The sequence below is a fragment of the Streptomyces sp. 7N604 genome (assembly GCF_052245475.1).
Classification (GTDB): Bacteria; Actinomycetota; Actinomycetes; order Streptomycetales; family Streptomycetaceae; genus Streptomyces.
In genome coordinates, this window is sequence record NZ_JBQQBX010000016.1 from 12,292 (window position 1) to 35,326 (window position 23,035).

At 72.8% G+C, this 23,035-nt stretch carries 19 protein-coding genes and 1 pseudogene; 6 read left to right on the forward strand and 14 right to left on the reverse strand.

From position 1 onward, the window contains the following. The first annotated feature begins 12 nt into the window (after window positions 1-12). Window positions 13-192, forward strand: a complete 180-nt coding sequence (locus tag ACTWP8_RS18600; RefSeq protein ID WP_443323260.1) for a hypothetical protein — start codon at window positions 13-15, stop codon at window positions 190-192. Between the two features lie 77 nt (window positions 193-269). On the opposite strand, the gene ACTWP8_RS18605 is transcribed toward ACTWP8_RS18600, so the two are convergent. Both ACTWP8_RS18605 and ACTWP8_RS18610 read right to left on the reverse strand, forming a co-directional pair. After that, on the reverse strand, window positions 270-2,744 hold the full coding sequence (locus ACTWP8_RS18605; protein WP_443323261.1) for a SpoIIE family protein phosphatase: 2,475 nt from the start codon (window positions 2,742-2,744) through the stop codon (window positions 270-272). Between the two features lie 242 nt (window positions 2,745-2,986). Beyond that, window positions 2,987-3,325 (reverse strand): hypothetical protein, encoded by a 339-nt coding sequence (locus tag ACTWP8_RS18610; RefSeq protein ID WP_443323262.1) that lies wholly within the window; start codon window positions 3,323-3,325, stop codon window positions 2,987-2,989. Window positions 3,326-3,658: 333 nt separating this feature from the next. On the opposite strand from ACTWP8_RS18610, the pseudogene ACTWP8_RS18615 reads away from it, so the two are divergent. Beyond that, a pseudogene (locus tag ACTWP8_RS18615) lies at window positions 3,659-3,940 on the forward strand (hypothetical protein); the annotation flags it as partial. Window positions 3,941-4,164: 224 nt separating this feature from the next. On the opposite strand, the gene ACTWP8_RS18620 reads toward ACTWP8_RS18615, so the two are convergent. From ACTWP8_RS18620 to ACTWP8_RS18630, 3 genes are read right to left on the reverse strand one after another with little or no spacing between them, the layout of a single operon-like run. Further along, complete coding sequence (locus tag ACTWP8_RS18620) at window positions 4,165-6,072, reverse strand: GMC family oxidoreductase N-terminal domain-containing protein (RefSeq protein ID WP_443323263.1); 1,908 nt, start codon at window positions 6,070-6,072, stop codon at window positions 4,165-4,167. After that, on the reverse strand, window positions 6,069-7,457 hold the full coding sequence (locus ACTWP8_RS18625) for a hypothetical protein (RefSeq protein WP_443323264.1): 1,389 nt from the start codon (window positions 7,455-7,457) through the stop codon (window positions 6,069-6,071). Before ACTWP8_RS18625 ends, ACTWP8_RS18620 begins: the two co-directional genes overlap by 4 nt. After that, window positions 7,457-8,149, reverse strand: a complete 693-nt coding sequence (locus ACTWP8_RS18630; RefSeq protein ID WP_443323265.1) for a FadR/GntR family transcriptional regulator — start codon at window positions 8,147-8,149, stop codon at window positions 7,457-7,459. Before ACTWP8_RS18630 ends, ACTWP8_RS18625 begins: the two co-directional genes overlap by 1 nt. A 666-nt stretch (window positions 8,150-8,815) precedes the next feature. On the opposite strand from ACTWP8_RS18630, the gene ACTWP8_RS18635 reads away from it, so the two are divergent. Then, a complete protein-coding gene (locus ACTWP8_RS18635; protein ID WP_443323266.1) occupies window positions 8,816-11,203 on the forward strand; it encodes a glycoside hydrolase family 65 protein in 2,388 nt (795 codons plus the stop codon). On the opposite strand, the gene ACTWP8_RS18640 is transcribed toward ACTWP8_RS18635, so the two are convergent. Beyond that, the gene (locus ACTWP8_RS18640; protein ID WP_443323267.1) at window positions 11,182-12,462 is read right to left on the reverse strand and encodes an FUSC family protein; all 1,281 of its coding nucleotides are present in this window, start codon (window positions 12,460-12,462) and stop codon (window positions 11,182-11,184) included. The two genes, ACTWP8_RS18635 and ACTWP8_RS18640, sit on opposite strands and share 22 nt — an antisense overlap. 145 nt (window positions 12,463-12,607) lie before the next feature. Between ACTWP8_RS18640 and ACTWP8_RS18645 the strand changes: the two genes are divergently transcribed. Further along, entirely contained in the window at window positions 12,608-13,372 is a 765-nt protein-coding gene (locus ACTWP8_RS18645; protein ID WP_443323268.1) for a VOC family protein, read from the forward strand. A gap of 76 nt (window positions 13,373-13,448) precedes the next feature. Further along, window positions 13,449-13,994, forward strand: a complete 546-nt coding sequence (locus tag ACTWP8_RS18650; protein WP_443323269.1) for a GNAT family N-acetyltransferase — start codon at window positions 13,449-13,451, stop codon at window positions 13,992-13,994. Between the two features lie 65 nt (window positions 13,995-14,059). On the opposite strand, the gene ACTWP8_RS18655 is transcribed toward ACTWP8_RS18650, so the two are convergent. From ACTWP8_RS18655 to ACTWP8_RS18690, 8 genes are all read right to left on the reverse strand, one after another. Next, window positions 14,060-14,299, reverse strand: coding sequence for a chaplin (locus tag ACTWP8_RS18655; RefSeq protein WP_443323270.1), 240 nt, complete (start codon window positions 14,297-14,299; stop codon window positions 14,060-14,062). A gap of 113 nt (window positions 14,300-14,412) precedes the next feature. Next, on the reverse strand, window positions 14,413-15,417 hold the full coding sequence (locus ACTWP8_RS18660; protein WP_443323271.1) for a PfkB family carbohydrate kinase: 1,005 nt from the start codon (window positions 15,415-15,417) through the stop codon (window positions 14,413-14,415). After that, entirely contained in the window at window positions 15,414-16,403 is a 990-nt protein-coding gene (locus ACTWP8_RS18665; RefSeq protein ID WP_443313826.1) for a zinc-dependent alcohol dehydrogenase family protein, read from the reverse strand. The genes ACTWP8_RS18660 and ACTWP8_RS18665 overlap by 4 nt, the downstream gene beginning before the upstream one ends. Beyond that, complete coding sequence (locus tag ACTWP8_RS18670; protein WP_443323272.1) at window positions 16,400-17,281, reverse strand: carbohydrate ABC transporter permease; 882 nt, start codon at window positions 17,279-17,281, stop codon at window positions 16,400-16,402. Before ACTWP8_RS18670 ends, ACTWP8_RS18665 begins: the two co-directional genes overlap by 4 nt. Beyond that, the gene (locus ACTWP8_RS18675; RefSeq protein ID WP_443323273.1) at window positions 17,278-18,228 is read right to left on the reverse strand and encodes a carbohydrate ABC transporter permease; all 951 of its coding nucleotides are present in this window, start codon (window positions 18,226-18,228) and stop codon (window positions 17,278-17,280) included. Before ACTWP8_RS18675 ends, ACTWP8_RS18670 begins: the two co-directional genes overlap by 4 nt. Then, complete coding sequence (locus ACTWP8_RS18680; RefSeq protein ID WP_443323274.1) at window positions 18,225-19,583, reverse strand: ABC transporter substrate-binding protein; 1,359 nt, start codon at window positions 19,581-19,583, stop codon at window positions 18,225-18,227. Before ACTWP8_RS18680 ends, ACTWP8_RS18675 begins: the two co-directional genes overlap by 4 nt. Before the next feature lie 147 nt (window positions 19,584-19,730). Beyond that, window positions 19,731-20,492, reverse strand: coding sequence for a DeoR/GlpR family DNA-binding transcription regulator (locus ACTWP8_RS18685; protein ID WP_443313822.1), 762 nt, complete (start codon window positions 20,490-20,492; stop codon window positions 19,731-19,733). 300 nt (window positions 20,493-20,792) lie between these two features. Then, complete coding sequence (locus ACTWP8_RS18690; protein WP_443323275.1) at window positions 20,793-21,830, reverse strand: DMT family transporter; 1,038 nt, start codon at window positions 21,828-21,830, stop codon at window positions 20,793-20,795. Between the two features lie 490 nt (window positions 21,831-22,320). Here ACTWP8_RS18690 and ACTWP8_RS18695 point away from each other — a divergent pair, with 490 nt between their 5' ends. After that, window positions 22,321-22,884 carry a TIGR03086 family metal-binding protein gene (locus ACTWP8_RS18695; RefSeq protein WP_443323276.1) on the forward strand — a complete coding sequence of 188 codons (564 nt, stop codon included), beginning with the start codon at window positions 22,321-22,323 and terminating at the stop codon, window positions 22,882-22,884. Window positions 22,885-23,035 lie beyond the last annotated feature (151 nt).

Consider the following 23,035-nt stretch of genomic DNA (forward strand, 5'->3'; position numbering starts at 1 on the left):
GCGTTCGGTCCGATGCGTGCCGCGATGTTCGAGAAGTTCGGCGAGGAGCCCGAGGTCAGGACGGTGCCGGACCCGGAACTGACCGCGTACGGCTCGGTGATCGGCTTCCACGAGGCGCCGGCGGCGCTGGCCGCGATGGGGACGGCATCCGCCAGGAGCGTCATGGTGATCGAATCGCACCGGTCCGCCTGACGGACGTCGCGCGACCGGCCTCATCCGGCTCTCGGCGCCGACGTCCGGCGCGGGGGTTGTCGCCGCGGGGCAGGCGGTCAGCGGAGCGCGTGGGGGAGGGGCGCGTCCGTGTCCGGGAAGGCCTGTTCCGTCCAGATGGTCTTCCCGGACGGCGTGTACCGCGTCCCCCACCGCTGCACCACCTGGGCGACGATGAACAGCCCGCGCCCGCCCTCGTCGTCACTGGCGCTGTGCCGCAGGTGGGGCGAGGTGTGGCCGCCGTCCGAGACCTCGCACAGCAGCGTGCGGTCGCGGATGAGCCGGAGCTGTACGGGTGGTGCGGCGTGCCGGATCGCATTCGTCACCAGCTCGCTGACGACCAGCTCGGTCGTGAACGCCAGCTCGTCCAGGCCCCATGCGCACAGTCTGCTGGTCGCCAGCTCACGGGCCTTCGCCACGCCCGCGGGCTCCGCAGGCAGCTCCCAGACCGCGACCCGCTGCGCGCCAAGCTCCCGGGTACGGACGAGGAGCAGGGCCGCGTCGTCGGCTTCCGGGCCGCTCGGCAGCAGCTCGGCGAGCGCCAGGTCGCACAGGTCGTCCAGCGAGTCCCGGGGCTCGCTGAGGACGCCGCTCAGCGTCTCGAGCCCGGCGTCGACGTCGCGGTGGCGGGACTCGACCAGGCCGTCCGTGAAGAGCGCGATGAGGCTGCCCTCGGGCAGCTCGATCTCCATGGACTCGAACGGCAGGCCCCCGAGGCCCAGCGGCGGACCCGGCGGGAGTTCGGGGAAGGACAGGGCTCCACCAGGCCCGACGATCGCCGGGGGCAGGTGGCCGGCCCGGGCCATGGTGCACAGCCGGGACACCGGGTCGTACACCGCGTACAGGCAGGTCACCCCGGTGGCCACGTCGTCCTCGGGGCCGAGACCGCCCGGGGCCTTCGAGGACGCCCGCTCCTCCGCGGACTGCCCCACCAGGTCGTCCAGGCGGAAGAGCAGCTCGTCGGGGGCGAGGTCGAGGCGCGCCAGGGCGCGTACGGTCGTGCGCAGCCGCCCCATGGTGGCCGCCGCGTTGAGGCCGTGGCCCACGACGTCTCCGACGACGAGTCCGACTCTGGTCCCCGAGAGGGCGATGACGTCGAACCAGTCGCCGCCGACGCCCGCCCGGCTGTCCGTGGGCAGATAGCGGTAGGACACGTCGACCGCGGACTGCGGCGGCAGGTGCTGCGGGAGCAGGTTGCGCTGCAGGGTGAGGGCCGCGGTGCGCTCGCGGGTGTAGCGGCGGGCGTTGTCGAGGCTCACGGCGGTGCGGGCCACCAGCTCGTCGGCCAGCGACAGCTCCCCGGTGTCGAAGGGCGCGGGGTTGCGGGTGCGCAGGAAGGTGACGAGCCCCATCGTCGAACCGCGGGCGCGCAGCGGTACGACCAGGGTGCCGCCCTCCAGGACGGCCCTGCCCGAGGAGAGGCCGCGGTCCTGCGGCGAGGCCGCCGGATAGCCGATGCGATACGGCTCCCGCACCGCCCCGGCCCCCTCGGCGCCCTCGGCCCCCTTGGCCCCCTCGGCTTCCGCCCCCTCCGCCGCGTCCTGCGGATGCGAGCGCCGCGCCATCCGCACGAGCGGGCCCGGGAGTTCCTGCGCGGAGTCCGGCTCCTCGCCCTCCAGCACGTCCTCCACCAGGTCGACCGTCACCGTGTCGGCGAACTGCGGGACGACCACCTCGGTGATCTCGCGCGCGATCAGCGCCATGTCCAGCGTCGTGCCGATGCTGCCGCCTGCCCGGACCAGCAGCTCGAGACGCTGCTGGGCCCGGTAGCGGTCGGTGATGTCGAACGCGTCCTCGCACACGCCCAGCACATGGCCGCGCGCGTCCTGCAGCCGGTAGTACGAGCAGGACCAGAAGTGGTCATTCTCCGGGTCCGCGGGCGGGCGGCCGCGGAAGTGCAGATCGACCACCGGCTCGCCCGTCGCGAGCACGTACCGCATGACCTCCGGGAGCGTGGACGGGTAGTTCGCGGAGAGGAACTCGCCTCCGGGGTACAGCTCCTCCACGTACAGGCCGAGGAACCCCTCGAGCGGAAGGCCGATCTCCTCCTCGTACTTGGCGTTGGCCCACGCCACGCGCAGATCCCGGTCGTAGATGGCCAGGGCGATCGGCGACTGGGTGGCCAGACCCTGGTACATCGCCTGGTGGGACTCCCAGCGGCGCAGCCCCTCCAGGTCGGCCGTGACCAGGACGCGTGCCGCTCCCGTACCGCCGTCCTCCAGCTCGCACACGGTCGTCGCCACCTGCAGCACATGGCCGTCCCGGTGGCGTGCGATACGGGGCTCGCTGTGGGTCATCGGACCGGTGTGGCCCTCGACGAAACCGGGGAATTCGGGCTCGGGAGTCGGCCGGCCCACCAGCAGCGTGTCCAGCCGATGCCCGATGATCTCGTGCGCGGGATAGCCGAGCAGTTCCTCGGCCGCCGGGCTCCACCCGATGATCACGCCCCGGGCGTCCAGCACTGCCGTGGCCGCCCTGGTCACATCGAGGGGACCAAGGAAGTCGGCGCCGTCCGCCGCGTTCCACGTGCTCATGGCATCAACCCAGCCCGGATTCAGTACCTACAGAATCGATCCTGATCAAGGCGTCCACAACCGCAGTGCCCCGGTCCGTCGGGGTGAGGGGCACTGCGGGGCACTGCGGGGCACTGAGGGGCACTGAGGGGAGCGCGGCACCGAAGGTGCGCTGACGTGCGCAAGGGTGCGCTGACGTGCGTACGGCTGACGCGTGCGACGGTGCGCCCGCGTCAGCCGTACGGGATGGCCGCGGTTCCGGACTATCGGTCCGCGCGGCGGCGGCGCAGCGTGATCACGGCGCCGGTGCCCGCCAGGACCAGCAGCGCGGTGCCGCCGGCGATCTGCGCGGAGGTCGTCTGGTCGATGCTGCCGCCGAGGCCGCCCTCCGTGCCCTTGCTGGGCGTGGTGGGCCGTGCCGTCGGCGACGTCGGCCTTACCGTCGGCCTTGCGGTCGGGCTGTGGGTCGGGCGGTGGGTCGGGCGGGAGGTGGGCTTCGACGTGTGGTCCCCCGGGTCGGGCTCGGCGAGAGCCGCCGGAGCCGCAAGGCCGAGGGTCGCACCGGTTACGAGGGCCACCGCGAATATTCGTCCAGCTTGCATATCGGATCTCCTGCGCCGGCGCGGCCCGCCTTGCCAAGCCGCTTCGGGGTAATTCCGGCGCAACTGGATTAAGCATGGAAATCCGGGCTGCCGCGACGGCTGGGCCGGGGCACATGTCACCCCGATGGAGCACCGGAGCCCGCCGCGGCGGACGCCTCTGCGCAGGTTGGCCGTCGTATGGGCCGGCTGTGGCAAGGGTTTCGCTGCAGCCCGCCGCATGGGTGAGCCGGTCGCCCGAGCCGAGTACCTCCGAAGGAGGGTCGTACTCCGTCCCGGCAGCACGCCGGAGGCGCGCATCCGGTTCAGCGGCGGGGTCAGCCGTGCCAGTGCACCTTGAACACCCAGGCGTGCCTGCCCGCTCTGCGGGCAGCGGCGGACCTGTCGGTCCGTGACCAGCCCTGGATCAGCGGCGACGCGCTCGCGCCCCTCCGCCGGGACTTCACCCTCGCGGACCTCGAACCGGAGGCCCGTGCCGTCGGGGTCACCGGCACGGTCCTCGTCCCCCAGACGGTCACGGTGCCGGAGGAGACACCCGAGTTGCTCGCGCGGGCCGCGGGCAGCGAACTCGTGGCCCGGGTCGTCGGCTGGACCAACCTGACCGCACCCCGGCGTGGAGTCGTCGGCGCCGCCGACGCGTTGACGGCCGGGCTCAGCCCTACGGAGCGGTCGGCCGTCTTCTCGGCCACGGCGACCGCCGTCTACGGCCTCCCCACCGCCTGACCCCTCCCCTCCCGAACCGGGGCTCCGCCCCAGACCCCCGTCCCGGGGCCAGGGGCGAAGCCCCATGCGGCGGGGCCGCATATCGTCCTCAGCCCGAAAGGCGATCGCGGGCGGAGCCCCTATGGGGCACTGCGGGGAAGAGGCCGCCGGACACGGCCCGGGTCGCCGGGCCCATGGAGCACCGCGGCTTCGGAGACCGACAGGGCCATGGCCATGATGGTGAGCTGCGGGTTCACCTCCGGGCAGCTGGGCAGCGCCGAACCGTCCGCGATCAGGACGCCGCGCACGCCGCGCAGCCGGCCGTCCGGGCCCGCGGGAGCGGCCTGCGGATCGGCGCCCATGGCGACCGTCCCCGTCGGGTGGAACGCGGACAAGTGCAGCTGCCGGGCCGTCACTCCGCTCAGCAGCTCGGTGAGTTCGGTCTCCGACCGGGCCCGTGGAGCTGCCGGAATCCCGGTCAGGACCTCTTCTGCACCGGCTGCGAAGAGAATCCTGCCCATCGCGCCGATCGCGCGCAGCAGCCGGTGCCCGTCGCCCCGGTCCAGGTCGTAGCGCGGCAGGCCGCGCCGGGTGCCCAGGACCCGGCCCGAGGGCCGGTCGGCGATCATCGCGCCCAGCGTGGCGAGGGAGCCCGCGCCCTCCAGCTCCGTGCGCAGCGCCCGGCCCACCCCGGGCAGTACGAAGGAGCCCATGCCCGGTGGCCCGGCCGTCGCCTCGATGAGGATGCCGTCCCCGTGCAGCTTCTCCACGCCGACGCTCTGCAGCACTCCGCGCCACGCCGTGACGGGCTCCGGGAAGCGCCCGGCGACGCTGCACGCCGGATGGACGGCGAGGTTGCGGCCGAGCCGCGGATGGCCGCCGAGGCCGGAGCGGCGCAGCAGCGGCGGCGACTGGAGGGCTCCGGCCGCCACGACGACCAGCGGGCTCAGGATCTCGAACTCCGTGCCGTCCGGCCGCCGGACGGCGACTCCGCACGCGCGCGCACCGCCCGGGCGGTCCGGTTCCGTCAGGATGCGCAGGACGTACGCGGTGGTGACGATCCGGGTTCCATCGGCGCACGCGCCGGGCAGCACGGACAGCTGAACGCTCTGCTTTGCGCCGGTGGGGCACCCGACGACGCACTGGCACGAGCCCCTGCAGCCGGGCGCGTTGCGGCGCAGCGGGCCCGCCTGCCAGCCGAGGCGCTCCGCCCCGCGCAGGGCCAGGCGCCCGTTGCGGCCGAGGACGTCGAGCGGCTGGGTGGCGACCCGGAGGGTGCGCTCGACCTCGTCCAGGCGGGCCCCGAAGGCCTCCGCGCCGGCGAGGGCGAGTCCGTACGCGTCGCGCCAGCGGGCCAGGACGCGGTCCGGAGTGCGGTAGCACGTACCGGAGTTGACCACCGTCGTGCCGCCGACCGCCCGGCCCACCGGCAGGACCACCGGAGGGTTGCCGAGCGCCACGGTCGCGCCGCCGTCGCGGTACAGCTCCGCGAACCGGTCCAGCGGCGCCCGCCGCCCGAAGTCCGCCGTGGTGTGCCTGCGCCCCTCCTCCAGGACGACGACGCGCATCCCCGACCGGGCGAGCGTACGGGCCGCCATGGCGCCACCCGCGCCCGAGCCGATGACGACGGCGTCGGCGACCGACCGGTCCGGCCACTCCGCCGACGGCACACAGTCCAGCGGGGGATCGTCCACCGCGCGCGTGGGCCGGGGCGGAGTTCCCGGCTCCTCATGGAGCATCCGCTCGGTCCCCGCGGCGAGCATCACCGGCACCTTCACGGCGTCGAGCAGCGGCAGCAGCGCGGGCCTGGCGGCGAGCGAGGCCAGTACGGTCTCGCGCTCGTCCGGTGTGAGGCCGTGCAGCCGCCGCCCGGTGCGCACGGCGGCGTACGCGTCAACGGCCGCCGCCGCGCCGCGCACCCCGGCGCGGGCGGGCCAGGCCATCGACGCGAGCAGCCCGTCGAGGCGGCCGGGAACCGCGCCCACCCACGGGGCGCCGCCGTCGTCGCCGAGCAGCGCGGCGACCAGGCCGCCCAGCCCCCGGCTCACCGGTCTCCCACCTCCGCGTGAGCGGTGCCGTCCAGCGTCCACTCCGCTTCCGTGCGCCAGCGGCCCCACCACCGTTCCAGCAGGATGTGCGCGTCGGCGGTCTCGCTGTTGCGGCACACGGCGGTGCTCCCGTCCGGGTCGGTGTAGTCCAGGGCGAGGGTGCGGTCCGCGGGCTGGGTGACCGTGACGCGGATGCGGCGCAGCCCGGCCAGCCCGGTGACGGTCCAGACGGGCAGTCCGATGCGCGCCCGGAATCGCCCGATTCCCGCCCAGCCGACCGCGCTGCGCTCCGCACGGCGCGGCCAGGTGCGGCCGTCCTTGCGCAGCCGCAGGAAGACGAGCGGCGGCAGCCTGTCGAGCCCCCGGCGCATCGAGACGGCCGTGACGATTTCGAGGACGTCGCCGCCGCCGAGGTCGGCGTGCAGCCAGGTCCAGCGGCGCGCGTTGCCGTGCCCGTAGATCCGCGCGGTCGCCCCCGGCGCGCCCGCGAGGCGCAGTTCGCCGCCCTCGTACGCGACGGTGCCTGCGTACGAAGCACGGGGCGCGGGCACGATCTGCGCGGCGGGCAGCAGCTCGCGCCGCCAGGACCAGCGCGGGAAGGTGTACAGCGGCCGGTCCTCGGGCTGTTCGGCGAGATCCCAGCGGAACTTTCCCGCCTCGCCGCGCAGCCGTCCCGGCCCGGCCTCGATCCCGTCGGCGGCGAAGCCGGACGGCCCCGGCCGCCAGGGCGCGGGCCCGAAGCGGGCGTGCCGCACCGGCCCACCGGGCGGGAAGAGCGCCACCCAGCCGTGCGCGTACGCCGCCGATCCGTCGCTGGGCGCGGTCAGTTCGTGGTGCAGCCACAGGCCGGTGCCGGTCGCGGGGTCGGTGAGGGTGGTGTACCAGACCTCGGTACGGCCCGGCCTGCCGTCCCAGCGCGGGGCCAGGTGACGGTCCGCGCTGTCATGCCGGGGGAAGCGGAAGCTCGCAAGGAACGGCAGCAGCCCGGTGGCGAGCGGAAAGCGGAGGGTGCCGTGCCCGGCCGGGGCGCCGTCCTCGAGCAGCGTGAAGGGCAGCACGGTCATGGATGTCAGAGGCCGCCGCGCGGACACGGACTTCCAGCCGTCGAGGGCGTACCGGCGGCCGTCCGCGGTGAAGCGCAGCCGGTAGCGGATCCGGCGCCTGGCGAGCGGCGAGATCTCCAACTCGCCCTCGGCGCATGGATCATCGGCCCAGCCGGCGACCCGTATTCGCCCGGTCAGCCGCCCCTCGGTCGTACGCATCGGGCGCAGCACCTCGTCCGCCCGCACGGCCAGATCCAGCCGTACCGCCCGCCGTTCGCCCTCCCCGGTGAACCGCACCGAGCCCAGCATCGTCTCCGCGAACGCGGTCCCGCGGCGGGCCATCAGGCGATCCCCAGACCCTTGAGCATGATCCGCTCGGTCGCGGCGAGGTATGCGTCCGCCGCCGCCCGGGCGGCCGGGCCGTCGCCCGCGGAGACCGCCGCGACGACCGGCTCGAGGCGGGCGTGGGCCGCGGCGGCGTCCAGGAACGGTCCTACGAGGTGCGAACGCAGCGGCAGATACGCGTTGAACAGCGTGTTCGTCAGCAGGCTGTAGACCCGGTTGCCGGTCGCGCGGGCCAGCGCGCGGTGCACCTCGACGTCGGCGAGCTGCACCGCGTCCACGCCCTCGGCGTCCCCGACGGCCGCCAGCAGTTCGCGCAGCTCGGCGCGCTGCTTGCGGGTGGCCTTCAGCGCGGCTCGCTCGGCGATCAACGCGCCGATGCTGCGCCGCACTTCGAAGATCTCGCCGAGCCAGTCGGGGCTGTGCCGCACGAGCATCGGCAGCAGATCGGCGCCGCCGAGCCGTGCGAAGTCGCGCACGCGCGTGCCGACGCCGTGCCGGGTTTCGAGCAGCCCGGCCTGCACGAGGCGGCCGAAGGCGTGCTTGAGGGTGGTACGGGTGACCCCGTACCCCTCGGCCAGCTGCCGCTCGGGCGGCAGATAGCTGCCGGTGGGATGGCGCCCGGAGAGGATGTCCTCGCGCAGCCGGCTCTCCAGTACGTCGACGATCGTCTCGCGCGGCAGCGTTTCCACGACTCGCCCCCTCCTGTCGGTTCAGTGGCCCAGTGGCTGAGCCACTGAACCATCCCACCCACCCAAGAACAACCCCCGTGCCCCGAAAACCCTGCGGCCCGACCCGAGTTGCTTCAACCTCCCGCCTCCGCGGCCCACTTCCCGCCCTCCGGCCGGGACTTCCCACCCGCCCGCATTTCCAAGGTCGCGCGATCCCGGCGCGACGCAGCCGCTCGGGGCAGGCCCCCCTTCCGGGAGCCCACTCCCCGTCCGCCTTCCCGCGCCGGCTGCGGGGGCATCGCTGCGGCCGGCAAGGCAGGGCGTGGACGTCCCCGGCATCGTCACCGTCGCCGCCCGGCTGACGTGCATCATGCTCGCCACCGACCGGGACAGCACCTCGGGCTGGACATCGGCGGAGGTCCTCGGCCCGCTCCTCGCGGGGGTAACGCTGCCGGCGCTGCTGGCACTGTTCGTCGCCGTGGAGCGGCGGGCGCGGGAGCCGGCCTCGCGGCGCTGGGCGACAACGCGCGCAGGCTGCTCTGCGCTCCCGACAGGGCCTGGAGACGATCCCGCGCCACCGAAACGCTGCCACCACAACGCGCCACCTCGCCGCCGGTGGCCCGGTGCCGCCCTCCCGTGGTGCAGTGGAGGGGAGAGGCTCCGCGAAGCTGCTCCGCGGGAGGGACGATGCCCGAGTGGACCTGGGAGTACACCGGATACGTTCCCGCTGAGGAGCGTCTGCGGGAGTCCCTGCTGACCCTCGGGAACGGCTACTTCGCCACCCGCGGCGCCGCCCCGGAGAGCATCGCCGACGACGTGCACTACCCCGGGACGTACGCCGCGGGCTGCTACAACCGCCTGGTCTCCATGGTGGCGGGGCGGCAGGTCGAGAACGAGGACATGGTCAACCTGCCGAACTGGCTGCCGCTGCGCTTCCGCGTCCGCACCGACGGCTCCGGCGCCTGGTTCTCGCCGGACGCCGACGAGCTCCTCGACCACCGGCTGATCCTCGACATACAGGGCGGCAACCTCACCCGCCGCATCCGGTACGAGGACGCCGACGGCCGCCGGCTGCGCGTCGACCAGTGCCGCCTCGTCCACATGGGCGATCCGCACCTGGCGGCGCTGCGCACCGAGTTCACCCCCGAGGGATGGTCGGGCGAGATCGAGCTGGAGTCGGCCATCGACGCCGAGGTGACCAACGCGGGCGTGCACCGCTACCAGGACCTGGCCGGAAACCATCTGACGCACGTACACGCCGGGGCGATGGAGCCCGACACGGTCTGGCTGCGCTGCCGCACCACCACCTCCGACATCAGGATCGGCATGGCCGCGCGCACCACCGTCACCGGAGCGGCCCCCGCGGTCTCCCGCCTGCACATCGCCCAGCTGCGGGTCGCCCATCTGCTGCACGTACCGGTCTCGCCCGGCGCCCCGGCCACCGTCGACAAGATCGTCGCCCTGCACACCTCCCATGACCCGGCGATCAGCGACCCGCTCGACGCCGCCGTGGGCGACGTCGTGACCGCCCCCGGCTTCGCCGGCCTCCTCGACTCCCAGCGCTCCGTGTGGGAACAGCTGTGGAGGCGTGCGGAGTTGGACGTGCCGGGTGAGGCGGGCACCATCCTGCGGCTGCATCTTTTCCACGTACTGCAGACGCTCTCGCCGCACACCGCGGACCTGGATGTGGGCGTTCCGGCGCGCGGGCTGCACGGCGAGTCGTACCGCGGCCATGTCTTCTGGGACGAGCTGTTCGTGCTGCCGTATCTGAACCTGCACTTCCCCGGCGTCTCCCGCGCGCTGCTGAACTACCGGCACCGCCGGCTTCCGCAGGCCTGCCGGATGGCCGCCGAGGTGGACAGGGCCGGGGCGATGTATCCGTGGCAGAGCGGCAGCGACGGCCGCGAGGAGACCCAGCAGCTGCACCTCAACCCCCGCTCCGGCCGCTGGCTGCCGGACTACTCCCGGCTGCAGTATCACGTCGGTTCGGCGATCGCCTACAACGTGTGGCGGTACTGCGAGGCCACGGGCGACACCGAGTTCCTGCAGACCAACGGCGCGGAGATGCTGCTGCAGATCGCCCGCTTCTGGGCCGACAGCGCCGCCTACGACCCCGGGCTCGACCGCTACCGGATCCGCGGCGTCGTCGGCCCTGACGAGTACCACGACGGCTACCCGGACGCCGAACAGCCCGGCCTGGACGACAACGCGTACACCAACGTCACCGCCGCCTGGGTGCTCGGCCGCGCCATCGACCTCGTACGCGATCTGCCCGAGCCGCGGCGCAGGGAGCTGTTCGAGCACATCGGGGTGGCCGAAGGCGAGCCCGAGCGCTGGGAGGACGTCTCGCGGCGGCTGCGCGTGCCCTTCCACCGCGGCGTCATCAGCCAGTTCGAGGGCTTCGGCGACCTGGAGGAACTCGACTGGGAGGGCTACCGCCAGCGGTACGGAGACATCCGCCGGCTCGACCGGATCCTGGAGGCCGAGGACGACACGGTCAACCGCTACCAGGCATCCAAGCAGGCCGACGTCCTCATGCTCGGCTACCTGTTCTCGCCCGCCGAGCTCTCGGACCTGTTCCGGCGGCTCGGCTACGAGTTCAGCGACGAGCTCTGGCACCGGACCGTCGACTACTACCTGCACCGCACCTGCCACGGCTCCACTCTCAGCGGCCTCGTCCACGGCTGGGTGCTCGCCCGGGTCCGGCGCGCCGAAGCGTGGAGCTTCTGCCGGGAGGCCCTCGAAGGGGACGTCGCCGACCTGCAGGGCGGCACCACCGGAGAGGGCATCCACCTCGGCGCCATGGCAGGCACCCTCGACCTGGTGCAGCGCGGCCTGACCGGCCTCGAGACCCGCGACGACGCGCTCTGGCTCGACCCGGTGCCGCTCCCCGAGCTGTCCGAGTACGGATTCTCGCTGCGCTACCGCGGGCACTGGGGCGTGGACCTGCGGCTGCGCCACGGCCGCCTGCGGATCAAGGTCCCGCCCTCCTCGGAGCCGCCCATCCGCGTGGTGCTGGCCGGCCGGTCGCTCACCGTCGCGCCCGGCGAGTCCTACGCGCTGCGGCTGCCGTAGGGGTGATCAGCCGCCGAGCGGCCGCGCCGCACTCTCCGGCGCGCCCGGCGGGCCGCGCGGCGCAGCCGGTACACCGGGGAGGGCCTTCCCGGCTCCTGCCGGTGGCGGTCCAGCTCCTCGGCCAGCCACTGGGAGCGCCGCTCGACGTCCAGCTCGTTCAGGAGCCGGTCGACGTTGGCCAGCAGCGCCCCGTGCAGCTCCCACCGGTCGGGCTGCCGCTCGGTCTCCAGCCGCAGCAGATCCGCGATCCTTTGCCGGTCGGCCCGCCCGTCGGCCAGCGCCTGGGCCAGCTGCTCCTCGGCCACCTCGGCGTTGGAGCTGACCTGGGCGGTGATCAGGCGGCCGAAGCTGTCCACGGCGTCGGCGATGTGCGTGAACAGCTCGCTCAGGGCCCCGGCCACCTCGCCCTCGTAGACCGGATCGGAACGCCGCTGGTGGGACAGGTCGGCGAGCGACCTGGAGAGGGTACGCAGCACTACGGCGCAGATCTCCAGCGTGTCGAGTCCGCTGCGCAGGACGAGCCGGGTGAGCAGGCCTTCGCGCACCCGCGGGTTGAAGCGCATGCTCTCGTCGGCGCGGTTCAGCTCGGCGTCGACGCCGGTGATCTGGTTGTCGAGGTGGCGCGCCTCGTGGAGCCAGCGCACCGCGTCGTCCCGGCTCGCGCCCAGTTCCAGCTCCCGGCTCATCCGCATCAGCAGCGCCCGCATCCGCCGGGCCAGGTCGGCGATGGCCTGGCCCGCTGGCTCCACGTACACGGGCGGAGCGACCAGCGCGTTCAGCAGAATGCCGGCCGCCGCGCCGATCAGCGTCTCGGCCACCCTGCTCCACGCCATGGCCGCCACGTGGCTGACGCCCAGCACGAGCATGGCGCTGATCGCCACCTCGGGCACGAACTCGTCGACGCGCACGATGTGGCCGATGACCAGCGAGGAGAAGATCAGCAGCCCCAGGCTCCACCAGCTCAGCCCCACCACGGCGCTGAAGGCCGAGGCGACCAGCACGCCCGCCACCACGCTGTTGACCCGCCGGAATCCGGTGGTCAGCGTCGCGTACAGGCTGACCTGGACGACCAGCAGCGCGGTCAGCGGCGCCAGCAGGGGCGGCGGGCCGCCGCTGATGAGCCAGTCCGCGGCCGCGTAGGCGAGAGTCGCGCCCACGGTGCAGCGCACCGTCTGGACGACGATCGGGTCGTCCCTGCGCTCCCAGCCCCGCCGGGCGCGGTCGGCGGCATACTGCGCGACTCCTGGCACAGTTCCCATGTATCCCATGTGGAAGCGGGAGGAACACCGCGGCCGGGGCATCCGGTGGTCCGTCGGCGGGCGGAGCCGTGCCGGGGGTGGCACAGTGGCGAACATGCCGGCCTCAATGCCACCGGTGCACGGCGCGCCGTGCTGGGTGAGTTTGATGACGCGCGACCTGGAGGCCGCGCAGACCTTCTATGGCGCGGTGCTCGGGTGGACGTTCCGGGCCACGTCCCTGGGACCGGACTTCTCAGTGGCGCTCGCCGACGAGGCGCCCGTCGCGGGCATGGGAGCGCTCGCGCACACCATGGGCGTCCCGGTCTCCTGGACCGCGTACTTCGCCGTCGAGAGCGCTGACGTCACGGCCGCCCGGATCCGGGAGCGCGGCGCCACGGTCGCGGTCGGGCCGATCAGCATAGGGAAGGGCCGGGCGGCCCTGGCCGCCGACCCGGCCGGTGCGGTCTTCGGCTTCTGGGAGGGCTGGGGCGTCCCGGGCTGGCAGGTCGGCCGCGGCGCGGCCCCGGCCTGGCTGGAACTCCGCACCCGCGACGCCTTCGCGGCGGCCATCTTCTACGGCCAGGTCTTCGACTGGGCCTCGGACAAGCCGGGCGCCCCCGAGGTCGAGTACGAGCACGACGCGGTGATGGTCCGGGTCGGCGGCCACACGGTGGCGCATCTGCGCGGCGGCGCCGTCGAAGCGGACCCCGACCCGCAGGTACGGCCCCGCTGGCACGTCTTCTTCGTCGTGGACGACGTCGACGCGGCGGCCGACGCGGCGGTCAAGGCCGGCGGCACGGTCGCGGGGCAGCCGAGCGACTCCCGAGTCGGGCGCGCGGCGACCCTGCGCGACCCGCACGGCGGGCTCTTCACGGTGACCTCGCCCCATAAGGACTCCCCGGAGCGAGCGGCGGACCGACCGCAGGAGTGAGCGGGGCCGACCCTCATGACGGGTTCTTCTCGCTGCCGACAGGCCGCCCCGCCGGAGCCCCGTTAGCGTGAGGAGCATGCAATCGCCCCTGCGTACGGAACGCCTTCTGGTGCGCGACTGGGCCGTCTCCGACGCCGAGGCGGCGCTAAGGATCTACGGCGCCGAGGAAGTGGCGCACTGGCTGACGCCCGCCATGCACCGCGTGGGGGACCTCGATGCGATGCGGGCCGTACTCCAGGCGTGGGAGGAGTCCCAGCACAACCTGGTTGTCCCGTCCGGCAGATGGGCCATCGAGCGGCTCGAGGACGGCCGGGTGGTGGGCGGTCTCGTCATCCGGATGCTGCCGCCGTACGAGGAGGACCTGGAGATCGGCTGGCAGCTCAGCCCCGACGCCTGGGGGAACGGCTACGCGACGGAGGCCGGGATCGCGCTCGCCCGCTGGGCGTTCCGGCAGGGCGCCGACGAACTCTTCGCCGTCGCCCGCCCGAACAACCACAGGGCCGCGGCCACGGCGCGCAGAATGGGCATGGAGTGGGTCGGGGAGACGTCGAAGTACTACGACATGCGGCTCAACGTGTACCGCATCCGCCCGTCCGACCTGCCGGACGCGAGCCGGGCCTGAGCGCGGGCGGGACCTGATCGGTACTTGGGGGCCCGGCTCGAGCCTCGCGGGGCTCACACGGGACGTCACGCGTTGGTGCAGGGCTTGCCGAACGTCGGGTTCAGCAGGCCGACCACGCTGATGGTGTTCCCGCAGACGTTGACCGGCACGTGGACCGGCGCCTGGACGACGTTGCCCGAAGCGATGCCGGGGGAGTGGGCAGCTGCGCCCTGCGCGCCGGAGTCGGCGACGGCGATTCCGGCGGCACCGGAGACGACGGCACCGGCGGCGATGGTCAGCACAGCGGCCTGGGCAATTCGCGGCATGGCGGGAAACTCTTTCCTCATTGGGCAGTTATCGTGCGGAAGGAAGATCCCTGCGTGTGATGTGCAGGGGATCTGCGCACTGCCCGCACGGAAGTTGTGCCCCGCCTCCCGCGTTAGCCCGATCCGGTGGTGACGAGCCCGAGCCCCGCCGGTTCCGAGCCCGCCTGTGCGCACACCGAAGCGGCCACCTCCGCGCCCAGCGCCAGCATGTCCCGCGCCTGATCTGCGGTTATGTCGGCGGGGCCGCCTGGGCGGAGCAGCCCGGCGCGGGCGAGCCAGGTCAGGACGCCCGCGGTGAAGGCGTCTCCCGCTCCGATCGTGTTGACGACCGGCACCGGGGTCGCCGGTACGTCGATCCGGTCGCCGCGCGGCGTGAAGGCGGTGCTGCCCGCCGCCCCGCGGGTGAGGACGACGAGACGTCCCCCGGCCGCCAGCCTCCGGCACGTGAACTCGGCGGTCTCGCCCGGCCACAGCTGTCGTACGTCCTCGTCACTGGCCTTGACGATGTGGGCCTGCTCGCAGAGGGCGGTGAGCCGTTCCCGGCAGTCGTGCTGGTCGAGCGCCGGAAGGGTGCGGACGTTGGGGTCGACGGCCAGCAGCGTCCGGCTTGCGGCGGCCGCCGCCGTCTCGGCGACGGCACCGGCCGCAGGGGCTACCACGGCCGACAGGCCACCGACGCAGACGGCCCCGAAGCCGTCAAGTCCGCGCGTCTGCGGGGCGATCCGGAAGGTGGCCGTGTCGGCGAAGTGGAAGTCGTACGCCGTGCTGTCCTCGCTGGGCGCACCTCCTGCGGTAGTCCCCCTGGGACTAACGGCCCTGGAGGCACCCCCGGGGGGAGGGCCGGCGACCGCCAGGGCCGTGGGCCGGTCGGAGCGTGAGCACAGGCCGAGGTCCACTCCGGCGGCGGTGAGCCGGCGTTCGATCGCGGCCCCGAAGGCGTCCCGGCCGAGACCGCCGGCGAAGCCGACCCGTACGCCGAGCCGGGCGAGTCCGGCGGCCAGGTTGGCCGGTGCCCCGCCCGGATGCGCGACGTAGCCGGTCCGGCCGGCCGTGTCCTCGGGGACCAGGTCCACCAGGGCTTCGCCCATCACCAGGACGGGGGCGGCGGGAGCGGTCACGGCTGCACCACGATCTTGCGTCCCTGGCCCGCCTTGAACTGGTCGAGCGCCTGCGGGTACTGCTCCAGTGGCAGCCGGTCGCTGATGAAGATCTGCGGGTCGAGGACTCCGGCCGCGAACAGCTCGGCGGCGCGCTCGTAGCTGTGCAGGACGGCCATGGAGCCGGTGATGGTGATCTCCTGGTTGTAGATCTTGTACGGCTCGATGGTGGCTTTCGTGGCGTAGTCCGAGACGCCGAACTGAAGGAACGTTCCCGCCTTGGCCACCCGGCCGAGGCCGTCCTGGATGGCCGCCGCGTTGCCGGTGGCGTCGATGACCACGTCCCAGCCGCGCGGCCGTTCCAGCTCGTCGGCCGACGCGGCGACCCGCGAGCAGCCCAGCTTCTGTGCCGTGGCGAGCCGTTCGGGGTTGATGTCGACGACGTCCACCGCGGTGGCGCCGGTGCGCTTGGCCAGCTCCAGCATCATCAGGCCCATGGTCCCTGAGCCGTAGATCAGCACCTCGGCGCCGAGCCGCGAGCCCAGTACGTCGTAGCCGCGGACCGCGCACGACAGCGGCTCGATCAGCGCCGCGTCCCGTACGTCCACATGGTCGGGCAGCCGGACGCAGTTGGCCGCGGGTGCGATCGCGTACTCCGCCGCGCCCCCCGCCACGGTCACACCGATCGCGGCCCAGCGGTCGCAGAGGTTGTTGTGCCCGGTACGGCAGTAGCGGCACTCGTGGCAGTACAGGGACGGGTCCACCGCGACCCGGTCGCCGACCGACAGCTCGGTGACCTCGCTGCCCACGCCCACGATCTCGCCGGCGAACTCGTGCCCGGGAACGACCGGCAGGGTGGGGGCGAACTCGCCCTGCAGAATGTGCAGATCGGTGCCGCACAGCCCGCAGGCGGCGACGTCCACGACGACCTCCCGCGGCCCGGGTGCCGGGTCGGGCACGGTGGTGACGGTGACTTTGCCGGGGGCTTCGATGAGCGCGGCCCTCATTTGACGGCTCCTAGCGACAGGCCCTGGACCAGTTTGTCCTGGGCGGCGAAACCGGCGGCGAGCACCGGCAGGGAGATGGCGACCGACGCGGCGCACAGCTGGGCGAGGAACAGGCCCTGGCTGGTGACGAAGCTGGTCAGGAACACCGGGGCGGTCTGCGCGGTGACCCCGGTGAGGACCCGGGCGAACAGCATCTCGTTCCAGCTGAAGATGAAGCAGATCAGCGCGGTGGCGGCGATGCCGGGTCCGGCGACGGGGGCGACGACCCGGGCGAGGACGGTGGGCAGCCGGGCCCCGTCCATCTGGGCGGCCTCGATGATGGAGACGGGCACATCGGCGAGGAAGGACTGCATCATCCACACCGCGATCGGGAGGTTCATCGAGGTGTAGAGGATGACGAGCAGCCAGACGTTGTCGAGCAGGCCGGTGTTCTTGGCGAACAGATAGACCGGCAGCAGTCCGGCCACGACCGGCAGCATCTTGGTGGACAGGAAGAAGAACAGCACGTCCGTCCACTTGCGTACGCGACGGATGGACAGCGCGTACGCCGCGGGAAGGGCCAGCAGGAGCACGAACAGCGTGGAGAAGACGCTCGCCGTGACCGAGTTGATCAGCGAGGGCCAGGGGCTCGCCCCGCCCCCCGCGCCGAAGAACTCCCGGTAGCCGTCCAGGGTGAGCGAGGCCGCCAGCGACGGCGGGTTAGTCGCCGCGTCGGCCTCCGAGTGCAGCGAGGTCAGCACCATCCACAGCACCGGCAGGCAGAACGCGATGCCGACCAGCCAGGCCAGCAGGCCCAGCGCAGCGGAGCGGCGGCGGGCCCGCCGGGCCGCGAGGGGAAGGGCGGCGGGGCGGGGGCGGGTTACGGTCAGCGAGCTCATGCGCGGGACACCTCCTCGCGGAAGAGGGAGGAGACCACTCGCAGCGCGAAGGTCGCGATCACGATCGTGCCGATCACGACGACGACTCCGGCGGCGGAGGCCAGACCGTACTCGTGGGCCTGGTAGAAGGTCTGGTAGATGGTGTACGGGAGGTTGGCGGTGCCCAGGCCTCCGGAGGTGATCGTGAAGACCGCGTCGAAGTTCTGCACGATGTAGACCGAGCCGAGCAGCACGCCGAGTTCGAGGTAGCGGCGCAGGTGCGGCAGGGTCAGATAGCGGAAGATCTGCCAGTTGCCGGCGCCGTCGAGGCGGGCCGCTTCCACCATGTCCTGCGGGCGGCTCTGCAGCCCGGCGAGCAGGATCAGCATCATGAACGGCGTCCACTGCCAGACCAGGGACGCCTCCACCGCGAGCAGCGGCATCTCCGAGATCCAGTCCCTCTGACCGAGACCCAGCCAGTTCAGGACGCCGTTCAGCAGCCCGTACTCGGGGTTGTAGAGCGCGTGCTTCCACAGCAGGGCGGCGGCGACGGGCACGAGCAGGAAGGGGGCGATGAGCAGCGTGCGCACCGCGCCCCTGCCGAAGAACGTACGGTCCAGCAGCAGGGCCAGGAGCAGTCCGAGGACCACGCTCACGACGACCACGGTGGTGGTGAGCGCAGCGGTCGTCAGGACCGAGTTCCGCAGATCCGGGTCGGTCGCCACGGTCGTGTAGTTGGCCAGGCCCGTGAAGTGGCGGGCGTCCGGGGCCAGGGAGTTCCAGTCGAAGAACGAGATCACCAGCGTCGCCACGAAGGGCAGTTGGGTGACCGCGATCAGGAACACCAGGGCCGGGAGGAGCGGCGCCCGGGTGGCCCAGGCCCGGAACTTCCGGGACTTCGGCCGGCCGGCGGCGGCCAGGTCCGGCGGCCCGGTGCCGGACCTGCGGACGTGGAGTGTGGTGCTCATCGGTTCCGGTACTCCTCGCCGACCTTCTCGGCCAGCTTCTGGGACTTCTTCAGGGCATCCTCGACGGACTGGCGGCCCGCGATGGCCGCGCTGATCTCCTGGGAGACCTTGGTGCCGAGGTCGGTGAACTCCGGAATGTCGACGAACTGGATGCCGATGGTCGGCCGGGGCTGGGTGCCGGGGTCGCGCGGGTCGGCACTGGAGATGGCCTGCTGGGTGACCGCCTCGAAGGCGCCTGCGGCCTTCTTGTACTCGGGGTTGGCGTACGTGGAGGCGCGCTTGCCCGCGGGTACGTTGGCCCAGCCGATCTCCTTGCCGACCAGGGACTCGTACTCCTTGCTCGAGGCCCAGGAGATGAACTTCCAGGCGTTGTCCGGGTTCTTGGACGCCTTCTGCAGGCCCCATGCCCAGGTGTAGAGCCAGCCGGAGCTGTCGGTCTTCTCCACCGGGGCCTGGACGTAGCCGATCTTGCCCTTCACCGGGGAGTCCGCGGCTTCGAGGGAGCCGGCGGCGGCCGTGGCGTCGTACCACATGGCGACCTTGCCCTGGGTGAGGTTGTTCAGGCACTCGGCGTACCCGGCCTGGGCCGCGCCCGCCTCACCGTGCTTGCGCACCAGGTCGACATAGAACTTCGTCGCCTTGGTGAACTCCGGCGAAGTGAGCTTCGCCTGCCAGTCCTTGGTGAACCAGGTGCCGCCGTAGGTGTTGACGACCGTGGTGAGCGGTGCGATCACCTCGCCCCAACCGGGCTGGCCGCGCAGGCAGATGCCCTTCATCCCCGGCTCGGCGCCGTCGGCCTTCGCCGCGAGAGCGGCCACCTGCTGCCAGGTGGGCTTCTCGGACACCTTCAGCCCCTTCTTCGCGAAAACGTCCTTGCGGTACATGAGGAAGGACGACTCGCCGTAGAAGGGCTGGCCGTAGACCTTTCCGTCGTCAGCGGTCAGCGACTCCCGCACGGGCGGCAGGATGTCGTCCTGGTCGAAGGCCTTGTCGTCCTTGATGTAGCCGTCCAGGGGGTGGAGCCACTGGTTCTTGGCGTAGAAGGGGACTTCGAAGTTGCTGATGGTGGCCACGTCGTACTGGCCGGCCTGGTTGGAGAAGTCCTGACTGATCTTGTCGCGGACGTCGTTCTCCGGCAGCACCGTGAAGCGGACCTTGATGCCCGTCTTCTTCGTGAAGTGGTCCGCGGTGAGCTTCTGCAGCTCGACCATCTGCGGGTTGTTCACCATGAGCACATTGAGGGTGTCGTCGCCGGATGAGCCGTTGCCGCCGGCTCCGGCGCACGCCGCGAGGAGTGTCCCCGCTGCGGCGACCGCGATGGTCACGCGTATGCCGTGTCGTCCCTGGATCGGCATGAGAATCTCCGTACCGCTGTGTCGGGTTAGGGGTGTGTCGAGCTGTGGGTTCGGGCAGGCATCGGGCTGTTTCCGGGCGTACGGAACCTAGCCGCCCGCGCGGGTGGGTCGGTGGACGGGGTTGCTGTGGTCAGGCAGGGGTGCGGCTCACACCCGTATGACCTGGGGGCCCAGGAGCGAGTAGCGATGGGCCTCGGACGATGGCAGGCCGGTGTCGGTGACGATCGCCTCGACATCGGCCACTTCGGCGAACCGGCAGAAGCTGACGGCCCCGAACTTGGTGTGCACCCCCACGAATATCCGGCGCCGGGCCCCTCGCATCGCCGCCGCCTTCACCTCGCTGACGACCGGGTCCGGCGTGGTCAGGCCGTAGGTGCGGGATATGCCGTTGGCTCCCACGTACGCCAGGTCGATGACGAAGCCGGAGAGCATCTGGACGGCCCAGTGGTCGACGGTGGCCATCGTGCCGCCGCGGACCCGGCCGCCCAGCAGCAGCACGGTGATCTTCTCGCTGGTCGCGAGGCCGCTCGCCACCGCGAGGGAGGCCGTGACCACGGTCAGCGGACGGTCCCGGGGCAGCGCCTCGGCGATGAGCTGCGGGGTGAAGCCCTCGTCGACGAAGACCGTCTCCGCACCGCCGAGCAACTCCGCGGCGGCTGAGGCGATCCGGGACTTCTCCGGGACGTGCATGGTGGTGCGGAAGGCCAGGGTGGTCTCGAAGCCGGCGCTCTCCACGGGGTACGCGCCGCCGTGCGTACGTCGTACGAGGCCGTGCTCCTCCAGGACGCTGAGGTCCCGGCGGACGGTCTCCTTGGAGATGCCGAAATCCGCGGCGAGCTTGGCGACATCGACGGACCCCGTGCGTCGGGCCAGCTCGAGCATGCCCCTGCGGCGTTCCTCGGCGTCCACGGTGCACTCCTTCACTGCCGGGCCTTGAGCTGTGCCCGTTCGGGCTCGTGTGCTGATTTAACAAGCCCGGATCGCTGGTGACCAGGTTCGTCGAAGCAACGATCGTGACCGTTTGTGCCCGTTTCCAGATCGACATCGGTGCTGCACAGGACCGGGGGAAGCGGTTGCGAAGGGGTCGGCCGCTGCCCGGGGCGGGGGGCGGGGAGGCCCGTTTTCTGCCCGCTCCGGGCCGCCCTTCGCGCAAAGCCGCACGCAACTGTGACCGTTGTGGTGTGTGGTGAGGGTGCGGGATATGGGGTGTCAGCGCGCGGTGAGCAGAGGCGGCCCGCCCTCCGGCGGGCACGGCGCCTGACCGGGGATGACGGGGGTCTGCGGCCCCGGGAACGGCATCGCGCCGGAGGGGCCGGAGGGGCCGGAAGGGCCGACCGGGCGGGGGATACGGAGCATCGGCTCGTCGCCGTCGTCCGCGGGCGGCCGGGGCCGGCCGCACGGACCGGTCCCCTCGCGCGCGGCGCTCTCGGCCGTCAGCGTCACCAGACCCCAGGCAGTGAGCGCGCCGGCGGCCAGCGTCGCCAGGCCCCCCGGCGTGCCGAAGCGAATGCCCTCGTCCAGCAGCACGATGCCGACGGCGGCGGCGACCACGGGGTTGACGACTGTCACGGTGGCCAGGGGCGCGGTCAGTCCGGCCCCGCGGTAGGAGGCCTGTGACGCGGCGAGCCCCGTCACCGCGAGCAGCGCGACCATGCCGAGCCCCGGCAGACTGTCCGCGACCGAGGAGGGCCACCCGTCCGGCCACTCCTCGGCCACCGTCTTCACGAATACCGAGGAGACGCCGTAGGACACCCCGGCTGCCGTGGCCAGCGCCACGCTGCGCGCCGCGGGCCGCCGCAGCCACCAGCTCGCCAGGACCAGGGCGCCGATCGCGCCCGCCGTGGTCACCGCCACCGCGAGCTGGTCGGCGCCGGACAGCGGACGGGACCGTGCCGAGCCGGTGAGCAGCAGGATTCCGGCGAGTCCGGCCGCGGCCATGAGGGCGCCGCGCCACGCGGCCGCCGTCACCCGGCGCCGCACGCACAGCGCGGCCATGGGCAGCACGAACACGATGGTCAGCACGCCCAGCGGCTGGACAACCGTCAGCGGTCCCGCTCCCAGGGCCAGCACGTGCAGGAGCGCCCCGGCCCCGTTCAGGGCGACCGCGAACCACCAGGCACCGCGCCGGAGCAGTGCGAGCTGCCGCGGGGGCGCGGTGGCGGCGACCCGCTCCTGGACGATGGCGGCCGCGGCGTAGCAGACCGCCGACACCAGGGACAGCAGCACCGACAGCGTGAGAGGGCTCATCGCCAGGCTCGCCGGCACGAGGGGGCGTGGAACGTCATGGCCCAACGATCCCGGAGCCGGGGGCCGATGTCGTCGTCTCCCAGGGTGGCTCGGGGCGTACCACAACCGGAGTACGCGGAGCCGCCGCGTCCGCCCACCGGTGGAGATCCTTTCGCTGCGGGTGGGGGTTCCGGGGCTGGGATCCGGGTCTGAAGCCGCGGTCGCGGGGTACACGGCAGGGCGTACGGCGGGAGTCGTACGCCCTTCCGACATGCCCAGGAGGCTGTGATGACCACTCCCCGCCCCGACCCCGTACCACCCACGCCCACGCCTCCGCCCGGTCCCGGACCAGGTCCCGGACCCGGCCCTGGCCCCGGACCCGGTCCCGTGCCCATTCCGGAGCCCGATCCGATCCCTCCGGTGCCGCCTGGGCCGACCACGCCCGAGCCCGTACCCGGGCCCGACCCGCAGCCCGCACCGGCTCCGTCGCCCGGGGGAGGGGGCTGATCGCATGGATTTGCTCGACGCGTTCGACGCCGGGCTCGAGGAGTTCGGCCGCCGGGTGCACAAGGTGGGGCCCGGCCAGTGGACGGTCGGTACGCCGTGCACCGAGTGGTCGGTGCGCGACCTGGTGAACCACCTCGTCGGCGAGCACCTCTGGGCGCCGTGGCTGCTGCGCGGCGCGACGATCGCGGAGGTCGGCGACCGGTTCGACGGCGACGTGCTCGGAGACGAGCCCGTCAAGGCGTGGGACCAGGCGGTCGCGGAGTCGAAGTCGGCCTTCCACCGGCCGGGTGCGCTCGACATCGAGGTGCACACCAGCGGCGGTCTCACCCCCGCGAGAGAGTACGGCTGGCAGATGACCTCCGACCTCGCCGTACACGCCTGGGATCTGGCCCGCGGCATCGGGGACGATGACACGCTGGACGAGGATCTCGCCCAGGCGGTATGGGAGTACATCGAACCCCAGGCCGACAGCTGGCGGGGCGCGGGCATCTTCGGCCCCGCCGTGAAGGTGCCGGACTCCGCACCCGTTCAGGACCAGTTGGTCGCCTTCCTCGGCCGCCGGCCGTGAGAGCGGCCGGCTGCGAGAGCACAGGCCGTGAGAGCACAGGCCGTGAGGGCGCGAGCCGGAGGAGCACCCGAGAGCCCAAGGCGGCACCGACCGGCGGCCGTTCATGAGTCCCTGACCAACCGTCAGCCCGGGGCCCCGACGTGTGGGGCCC